Genomic DNA, 7784 nt, shown 5'->3' with positions numbered 1-7784 from the left:
GTGTAGGCCGGTGGCACGGCCAACGCATTCAGGCGCTTGATTTCATCGGCATCGGTGATGCGCTGGCCTTTGGGGTCGAGATACTGAAACGTGCCGCGCAGTTTTTTACGGCGGATGCCGGGTTGGGTGTCGTCAACATAATGCAGGTCGCGGGGCAGGTCGGCAGGCAGCGCAGAGTCGGGCATGGTGCAAGTTCCTTGGCAACAGATCAGGCCGGTATACCTGATTGACCGCAGGGTTTTGCGCGCGTGCCAAATACTTACGCCAGTACGGCCACCGCCTTGATTTGCGCCCACAACACCTGGCCCGGATGCAGGTGCAGTTGGTCGCGGGAGAAGCGGGTAATCCTCGCCAGCAGTGGCGTACCGCCGGCATCCAGGCGCACCAGCACGTGGGCGCTGTTGTCCGCCGCTATTTCCTGGGTGACCGTCACCGGCAAGCGGTTGAGGATGCTGCTGGCTTCTTCGGCGTGCAGGCTGAGGCTGACGTCGCGTGCTTGCACCTTGACCCGCAACGGTTGGCCCAGCGCCAGCGGTGCATGAGCCACGCGCATTTGCAACGGGCTGTCGGGCAATTGCAGGGTGAGCAGTTGATAGTGTTCATCGTAGGCAATCACGCTGCCATTGATGACCACGCCGGCGTCATCGCCGAGCGCCATCGGCAAGTCCAGGCGAGCCAGGGTTTCGCCGATGGGGCCGCTGGCCAGCGCCTTGCCGTCGCTTAATAGCACGATGTGATCGGCCAGGCGCGCCACTTCATCCTGGGCATGGCTGACGTACAGCACCGGAATATCCAACTCATCGTGCAGGCGTTCGAGGTAGGGCAGGATCTCGCTTTTGCGCTTGCTGTCCAGGGCCGCGAGCGGCTCATCCATCAACAACAACTGCGGGCTGGTGAGCAATGCGCGGGCGATGCCGACGCGCTGGCGTTCGCCGCCGGACAAGTGCTGCGGGTGGCGTTCAAGCAAGTGGCCAATGCCCAGCAGTTCGGCGGCCTGGGCCATGTCCACACGGCGAAGCGGGCGGGCAATACGCTTGAGGCCGAACTCCAGGTTGGCACGCACCGACAGGTGGGGAAACAGACTCGCTTCCTGGAACACATACCCCAGTGCGCGCTTATGCGGCGGCACAAACACGCCGTTACGGCTGTCTTGCCAGACCTCTTCGTTGACCTGGATAAACCCGTCTTCAGCGCGCTCAAGCCCGGCGATACAGCGCAGGCAAGTGGTCTTGCCTGAGCCGGAATGCCCGTAGAGCGCGGTCACGCCACGGCCGGGCAGGTGCAGGTCCACGTCCAGGGCGAAGCCTGGGTACTTCACGTTCAGGCGTACTTCAATCATTGCGGTCAGCTCCAGCCCATCTTGGTTTTACGGCTGGAATAGAGCGCCAGCAATACGAGAAAAGCGAACACCACCATGGAGCCGGCCAGCCAGTGGGCCTGGGCATATTCCATGGCTTCGACGTGGTCGTAGATCTGCACTGAGACCACGCGGGTTTTGTTGGGGATATTGCCGCCGATCATCAGCACCACGCCGAACTCACCGACAGTGTGGGCAAAGCCAAGAATCGAGGCGGTGATAAAGCCGGGGCGCGCCAGGGGCAGGATCACCGTGAAAAACGTGTCCCATGGGTTGGCACGCAGCGTCGCCGCCACTTCCAATGGGCGCGTGCCGATGGCGGAGAAGGCATTTTGCAACGGCTGCACCACAAACGGCATGGAATAGATCACCGAGCCGATCACCAGCCCGGCGAAGCTGAAGGTCAGGGTGCCCAGGCCCAGCCATTGGGTCAACTGGCCGAAGTAGCCGTTGGGCCCCATGGTCAACAACAGGTAAAAGCCGATGACCGTCGGTGGCAACACCAACGGCAACGCGACAATCGCGCCTATGGGGCCGCGCCACCAGGAGTGGGTGCGCGACAGCCACAGGGCGATCGGAGTGCCGATGATCAGCAGGATCACAGTCGTCAGTGACGCCAGTTTGATGGTCAACCAGATGGCGGAAAAATCGGCACTCGACAGCGTCATATTCAGTTAGCCAGCTCGTAACCGTAGGACTTGATCACGGCAGCGGCTTTTGGCCCCTTGAGGTATTCAACCAAGGCTTTGGCGGCAGCGCTGTCCTTGCCCTTGTTGAGGATGACCGCGTCTTGTTTGATCGGGTCGTGCATGGCCGCCGGGACGATCCACGCCGAGCCGCTGGTGACCTTGCCGTCCTTGTAGATCTGCGACAGCGCCACAAAGCCCAGCTCGGCGTTGCCGGTGGACACGAACTGATACGCCTGGGTGATGTTCTGGCCTTCGACCAGCTTGTCCTTGACCTGCTCGGTCAAGCCTTCTTTAGCCAGCACTTGAGTGGCCGCCAGGCCATAAGGTGCCGCTTTCGGGTTGGCGATGGACAGGTGTTTGAAGTCGTTTTTCTTCAGCATCTCGCCTTTGGCATCCACGTAACCTTCTTTGGCCGACCACAGCGCCAGGGTGCCGACTGCGTAGGTGAAGCGCGAACCTTTGACCGTATCGCCTTCGGTTTCAAGTTTTTGCGGGGTGGTGTCATCGGCGCTGAGGAACACTTCGAACGGCGCACCGTTCTTGATCTGGGTATAGAACTGGCCGGTAGCGCCGTAGGCGGCTACCAATTTGTGGCCGGTGTCTTTTTCGAAATCGGCAGCAATCGCCTGGATCGGCGCGGTGAAGTTGGCGGCGACAGCCACCTGGACTTCATCGGCGTGGGCTGAGCCAAAAGTAAAAGCGGCAATCAGGGTGGCCAGGGCAGTAGGGGCCAGGCGTGAGGCGCGGATCGTCATGAAGCAGCTCCTTGGGGGTTGTACGGCTTGTTATAGGTAGAAGGCTTTACCGCTATGTATGGGAATATATAGCGGTTGGCCATTGCCGGTACAGTGCAAAGTTGCCCCAAGTGTCAGTGGCGCTTGATCTTGGCCAGCACCTGTTCGGCCAACTGGCGGGTCAAGTCATACGTAGAAATATCTCTACCCAGACGCAGCGCCTGGCCTGCCCACAAGTTGCTGAAGCCGGCTTCATCCTTGGCCTTGAGCGGCATCAAGGCGCCGCCGGCAGTGGGGAATGCGGGGGCAGACGGGTTGATCGCACCGAGTTCGCGCATCACCCGGTTGACGATGCCGCGCGCCGGGCGGCCGGTGAACAGGTTGGTCAGCGCGGTTTCGCTGGCCTGGGCATGGCGCAAGGCATAGTGGTGGGACACGCTGACATTGGCTTCGGGAGTAAACAGGTACGCAGTGCCGATTTGCACGGCCGAGGCACCCAGGGCCAATGCCGCGACGATGCCGCGTGCATCGCCAACGCCGCCTGCGGCGATCACCGGCACCTTCACCGCGTCGACAATTTGCGGCAACAGCGCCATCAAGCCGATTTGGGTGTCGAGGTCGTCACTGAGGAAAATCCCTCGGTGCCCACCGGCTTCAATGCCCATCGCGATGATTGCATCGCAGCCATGCTGTTCGAGCCAAATGGCTTCTTCAACGGTGGTGGCCGAGGACAGCACCTTGGCGCCGGTGGCTTTTACCCGGTCGAGCAAGGCTTTTTCCGGTAGCCCAAAGTGAAAACTCACCACCTCGGGGCGAAATTCTTCGACGACTTTGCAGGCGGCTTCGTCGAACGGCGCACGGTTGGACACCGGTGTTAGTGCATCAAAATCAGCGCCCAGCTCGCGGTAGTAGGGCTCCAGCAACGTTTTCCAACGGTGGTCACGCGCGTTATCAGCTGCTGGCGGTTGATGGCAGAAGAAATTGACGTTGATCGGGCTCGCGCTGGCCTGGCGAATGGTGTTCAAGGCATCGCGCAGTTGCTCGATGCTCAGCGCTGCGGCGGGCATCGAGCCCAAGGCGCCGGCTTGATTGGCGGCGATGACCATCGCTGTGGTGGTGGCGCCGGCCATCGGGGCCTGGATGATAGGCACGTCGATGCCCAGCAGGTCGAGAATTCGGGTGTCTGGCCAGGTGCTCATGGGATGCGTCTCCAGCGTGAATAAGACTTTGCGCTGTTTTAACAGGGCCATTGGCACCCGGCCAGTCTGTTTTATTCACTGGACGAGGGGGTAATTTCGTGCGCTGCCATGCGTCGATGGCGTGCCCCAACACCGCATGGATGCTCCCGGTGTTCGCGTTGTCGCCTGCGTGGCCTTGAAAAAACGCCTGGAACGCCGGGTACAGCGTGAGGCTGTCTTTGTGACTGACATTCGAAATGTATCAGGCTGACGATGTGGCGCTGGTGTGTATCGGTGTTCGCTAGCGTTTCACCGACTGTTCGCGCTCCAGCAGTTGCCGCTTGCGCTCTACGCCCCAGCGGTAGCCCGACAACGCGCCGTCACTGCGCACCACGCGGTGGCAGGGAATCGCCACCGCCAGGCTGTTGGCGCCACAGGCCTGGGCCACCGCGCGAAACGATTTGGGCGCGCCGATCTGCACAGCAATCTGCGCGTAGCTGGCGGTGCTGCCCACCGGGATGTCGCGCAGTGCCTGCCACACCCGTTCCTGAAAGGCGGTGCCGCGCAGGTCCAGGGGTAAATTCAACCCCAGGGCAGGGGCTTCGATAAAACCCACGACCTGGGCGATCAATTGTTCGAACTCATGATCTGCGCCGACCAGTTCGGCTTTGGGGAACTGGTCTTGCAGGTCGCGCAGTAAGGTGTCCGGGTCATCGCCCAATAAAATCGCACACACGCCGCGTTGGCTTTGCGCCACCAGAATCGCCCCAAGTGAACATTGGCCCACGGCAAACAAAATCGTGCTGTTGGTGCCGCCGGCTTTGTAGTCGCTGGGCTTCATGCCGAGCAGTCGGTTGGCTGATTCATAAAAGCGGCTGTTGGAATTAAAGCCCGCGTCATACAACGCATCGGTCACTGAATGCTCGCCCTTGAGGCCGTGGCGAACTTTGCGCGAACGCAGGGCACTGGCATATCCCTTGGGCGTCAGGCCGGTCACCGCTTTGAATATGCGATGAAAATGGAATGAACTCAGCCCGGCGCCACTGGCGAGTGCTTCCAGGCTGGGCGCGGTTTCGGCCTGCTCGATCTGCCGGCACGCCTCGGCCACCCGTTGGGCGTGGAGGGCCGCCAATTGAGTCTGGTCGCCGGCCGCGCGTTTGCTTGGGCGATAACCCGCCGCTTCAGCCTGGGCAGGGGTGTCGAAGAATTCGATGTTCTCCGGGCGTGGCAATCGCGAGGCGCTGCTGGGGCGGCAATACACGCCGGTGGTTTTAACGCCATAGACAAACAGGGCGTCAGCCTTGGCATCACGGGCGACGATGGCGGCCCAGCGGGGGTCTTGTTCGGTGGTCATGGCCTGCACTCTTGACGGATCACGGCCAGATTAACCGCGTTGCAGATGGCCGGCACTCTGAAGCTTGCGGTCAAATTAGCCAGCGGTGCGAAAGGTCAGGTTGATGCGCTGCGGGCCCGTGACCGGATGCACGCCCTCTTTAATCGGCATCACCCCATGAAAACGCAAGCGATCGACGCCGCCCCAGACCACCACGTCGCCGTGGAACAGTGAAACTTTTTGAGTTTTGCTGCTGCGCTCATGGCCGCCAAACAGGAAGATCGCCGGCAGGCCCAGAGAGACTGAAACCACAGGGGCACTATAGGCGCGTTCGTTTTTATCCTGATGCAGGGACATCTTGGCGCCCGGCACATAGCGGTTGATCAGGCAGGCATCCGGGGCAAATGCGCTGAAGCCAGCTTCGGCTGCGGCAAGCGTGGCCAGTTCACGCAGCGTTTCGGGCATAGCCGGCCAGGGCTGCTGATTGCGGGGGTCAATCGGGCTGTAGCGGTAGCCGGTGCTGTCGGTGGTCCAACCCAATGTGCCGCAACTGCTGAGTGCGGCCGACATGGTGAAGCCGCCGGGTGTGACCATTTGTCGAAACGGCGATTGGGCCAACACCCGTCGCAGTTCAGGCAGCAGGCGTTCAATCCATGGCAGGGCGAAGCCCCTGAGTACGTAGGACTCTTCGCCAATCTGCTCGCGCCCCGCCGGTTGCTGCAAGGCATCCTCAGCGAACAGATCAGCCGTCGGGCCTGGCATGGGTTACAGGGCCTTGCTCACGGTGATGTCGGTGATTTCATCGGTGGCATCGTGGATTTTTGCCAGGGCTTCTTTGGCTTCTTCAACGCTTCCCGATTGCAGCAGGGCGAATTCAAAGCGACGTTCGCCATTGAGCTTGTACTTCATAACGTATTTAGTCACAGCGGTTTTCCTGTCGAGGGTTCGGCTCAGCTCAGTTTGGTGCTGGTGCGGCGAACAATGCGAATCTTGTGGGACAACGCAGGTTTGCGGGTCACGCTGATGGCGCGGCGCGTGACCACATCCAGGGTAATGTTCCAGAACCCGGTGCTGGGTGCGGTGATTTTTGCCGGGAATTTGTCGAACGCGCCGCCGTGGTAAGTGTGGCGGCCACCGTTCTTGAAACTGCGGAAATTGGCATCGCTCATCAGGCGAATGTTGCAGGTCTGCGAGCATTCGATGACAACGATGTCGCCCTCGTTGAGGTGCTCGCGCTGGTGGATGAATTTCATGGGGGTGTCTCCAGAAGGGCTTTTTCTGAAAAATCAGAATGATACGTAGGTTAAGATAGAGTTTATCAGCCCTGACGCGATTATTATCGGGTCGTCGTCGACGACTTCGACAATTTAAAACAGTTATTTCCCAAGTTTTCAGAGATAAATCCCACATGGGCGGGAGAAATTTCCTCTCTTCGCGGTCGTAGGGTCTTTATCGGAGGTTTAAGTATGAAGTGGAGTGTGTTGGTTCTGGCCTTGGCGTTAGGTGGATGTGCTTCGGTTGCAGATATCAAGCAGACCCCGCCAACCCTGGTGGTTATTTCAGGCAAAAAACCGCCTGAATATGCTGCCTGTGTGGTCCGAAAACTGGAGGCGACGCGTCGGCCGCCGCAGATTGAGCCGCATAAGGACGGTGTACAGGTGATTGTTCCGCAGAAATTCTCGGCCGACCCTTCGGCGATCTTCGAGATCGAAGAGCGCTCCAGCGGCAGCAGTATCAAGCTCTATGAAAGTATGTCAAATGTGCCGATTCGCCCAGGCGACATCAAGAAAGCCGGGGAGGATTGCATCTCCGGCTGAGCCTTTGGTTTATCCGCGTACTGAACCCGATAAAAAAGCCTGACCCTGCCGTTGCAGCGTCAGGCTTTTTTTTGCGTTTATTCGGGTGTTGTCGCTTGTAGAGGGAGTGCTGATCGGGCAGGGCATCCGTTAAACTGTCGGCCATTCAATGCAAAGATGCCGCTCAAACTTTGAGTTTGCGCGGCATTAGTCCTTCCTGGAAAGCCCGTCATGAAACGAGAACACGTCAAAGCCCGACATGCCGAAGGCCAAATATCGGCCACCCATGTTATCCAGAACCCCGCCGACCTGGGCGAGTGGATCGTATTTTTCAAGAAGAGCGGCGGCCGCAGTTACTTTCTGGTCGACGATCAGGATGAGGTTGAGTCATTCCCGCGCCTGGATGACCTGATCGAGACCTTGCGTGGCCTGGGGCTCAAGTTCGCCGAGGTTCATCTGTAGTACGCAGTATTACTTGCACACCACGACGACGCTGCGGCTCTTGAAGTTGCCTACGTCTTTGCCCAGGGTCTTGTCGCTCTCCTTGAGTGCCGGCGTACCTTCGGTGCCGACGATGCGGTAACCGGTGCCCGCACACGAAGCGTCAGCTTTTTCGTAGCAACTGGCCCATGAATTGGCCTCGCCCGAGCAGTCGATGGTCAGGCCTTGCTCGCCGTTTTTCAGGTAGGTGTCGGAC

The 7784-nt window shown here is 59.8% G+C and carries 11 protein-coding genes and 1 pseudogene; 2 read left to right on the top strand and 10 right to left on the bottom strand.

Annotated elements, in window-relative coordinates; genetic code table 11:
* The 9 genes and pseudogenes from FEM54_RS18765 to FEM54_RS18730 form a co-directional block, all read right to left on the bottom strand.
* Positions 1–185 (bottom strand): annotated as a pseudogene (locus FEM54_RS18765) (DNA topoisomerase IB); the annotation flags it as partial.
* A 74-nt stretch (positions 186–259) separates the two neighbouring features.
* Positions 260–1339, bottom strand: coding sequence for a molybdenum ABC transporter ATP-binding protein (modC, locus tag FEM54_RS18760; protein ID WP_138452429.1), 1080 nt, complete (start codon positions 1337–1339; stop codon positions 260–262).
* Between the two features lie 5 nt (positions 1340–1344).
* Positions 1345–2025, bottom strand: coding sequence for a molybdate ABC transporter permease subunit (gene modB, locus FEM54_RS18755; protein ID WP_138452427.1), 681 nt, complete (start codon positions 2023–2025; stop codon positions 1345–1347).
* Between the two features lie 2 nt (positions 2026–2027).
* Positions 2028–2801 carry a molybdate ABC transporter substrate-binding protein gene (gene modA, locus FEM54_RS18750; protein ID WP_138452425.1) on the bottom strand — a complete coding sequence of 258 codons (774 nt, stop codon included), beginning with the start codon at positions 2799–2801 and terminating at the stop codon, positions 2028–2030.
* Between the two features lie 113 nt (positions 2802–2914).
* Positions 2915–3979: an NAD(P)H-dependent flavin oxidoreductase gene (locus tag FEM54_RS18745; RefSeq protein ID WP_138452424.1), complete on the bottom strand. Its 1065-nt coding sequence runs from the start codon at positions 3977–3979 to the stop codon at positions 2915–2917.
* A gap of 280 nt (positions 3980–4259) precedes the next feature.
* On the bottom strand, positions 4260–5312 hold the full coding sequence (ada, locus tag FEM54_RS18740; protein ID WP_138452423.1) for a bifunctional DNA-binding transcriptional regulator/O6-methylguanine-DNA methyltransferase Ada: 1053 nt from the start codon (positions 5310–5312) through the stop codon (positions 4260–4262).
* Positions 5313–5387: 75 nt separating this feature from the next.
* Entirely contained in the window at positions 5388–6053 is a 666-nt protein-coding gene (alkB, locus tag FEM54_RS18735; RefSeq protein WP_099549866.1) for a DNA oxidative demethylase AlkB, read from the bottom strand.
* 3 nt (positions 6054–6056) lie between these two features.
* A complete protein-coding gene (locus FEM54_RS34065) occupies positions 6057–6215 on the bottom strand; it encodes a hypothetical protein (protein ID WP_017135489.1) in 159 nt (52 codons plus the stop codon).
* Between the two features lie 26 nt (positions 6216–6241).
* The gene (locus FEM54_RS18730; protein ID WP_003173824.1) at positions 6242–6544 is read right to left on the bottom strand and encodes a DUF1883 domain-containing protein; all 303 of its coding nucleotides are present in this window, start codon (positions 6542–6544) and stop codon (positions 6242–6244) included.
* 213 nt (positions 6545–6757) lie between these two features.
* Here FEM54_RS18730 and FEM54_RS18725 point away from each other — a divergent pair, with 213 nt between their 5' ends.
* Positions 6758–7108 carry a hypothetical protein gene (locus FEM54_RS18725; protein ID WP_065929976.1) on the top strand — a complete coding sequence of 117 codons (351 nt, stop codon included), beginning with the start codon at positions 6758–6760 and terminating at the stop codon, positions 7106–7108.
* A gap of 210 nt (positions 7109–7318) precedes the next feature.
* Positions 7319–7549, top strand: a complete 231-nt coding sequence (locus FEM54_RS18720; protein WP_017135491.1) for a hypothetical protein — start codon at positions 7319–7321, stop codon at positions 7547–7549.
* A gap of 9 nt (positions 7550–7558) precedes the next feature.
* Here the strand turns inward: FEM54_RS18720 and FEM54_RS18715 are convergent.
* Positions 7559–7784 (bottom strand): hypothetical protein (locus tag FEM54_RS18715; RefSeq protein WP_138452422.1); only part of this gene is annotated, 226 nt, incomplete at its 5' end.

It is taken from the genome of Pseudomonas edaphica (assembly GCF_005863185.1).
GTDB classification, from domain to species: domain Bacteria; phylum Pseudomonadota; class Gammaproteobacteria; order Pseudomonadales; family Pseudomonadaceae; genus Aquipseudomonas; species Aquipseudomonas edaphica.
The sequence above is the reverse complement of the archived record's forward strand: the minus strand, read 5'-3'. Positions and strand labels throughout refer to the sequence as shown.

Bases quoted from the DNA above. Each gene is read 5' to 3' on its own strand.
- FEM54_RS18725 (WP_065929976.1), top strand. From the start codon at position 6,758: ATGAAGTGGAGTGTGTTGGTTCTGGCCTTGGCGTTAGGTGGATGTGCT.
- modC (WP_138452429.1), bottom strand. From the start codon at position 1,339: ATGATTGAAGTACGCCTGAACGTGAAGTACCCAGGCTTCGCCCTGGAC.
- alkB (WP_099549866.1), bottom strand. From the start codon at position 6,053: ATGCCAGGCCCGACGGCTGATCTGTTCGCTGAGGATGCCTTGCAGCAA.
- FEM54_RS18730 (WP_003173824.1), bottom strand. From the start codon at position 6,544: ATGAAATTCATCCACCAGCGCGAGCACCTCAACGAGGGCGACATCGTT.
- modA (WP_138452425.1), bottom strand. From the start codon at position 2,801: ATGACGATCCGCGCCTCACGCCTGGCCCCTACTGCCCTGGCCACCCTG.
- FEM54_RS18720 (WP_017135491.1), top strand. From the start codon at position 7,319: ATGAAACGAGAACACGTCAAAGCCCGACATGCCGAAGGCCAAATATCG.
- modB (WP_138452427.1), bottom strand. From the start codon at position 2,025: ATGACGCTGTCGAGTGCCGATTTTTCCGCCATCTGGTTGACCATCAAA.
- FEM54_RS18745 (WP_138452424.1), bottom strand. From the start codon at position 3,979: ATGAGCACCTGGCCAGACACCCGAATTCTCGACCTGCTGGGCATCGAC.
- ada (WP_138452423.1), bottom strand. From the start codon at position 5,312: ATGACCACCGAACAAGACCCCCGCTGGGCCGCCATCGTCGCCCGTGAT.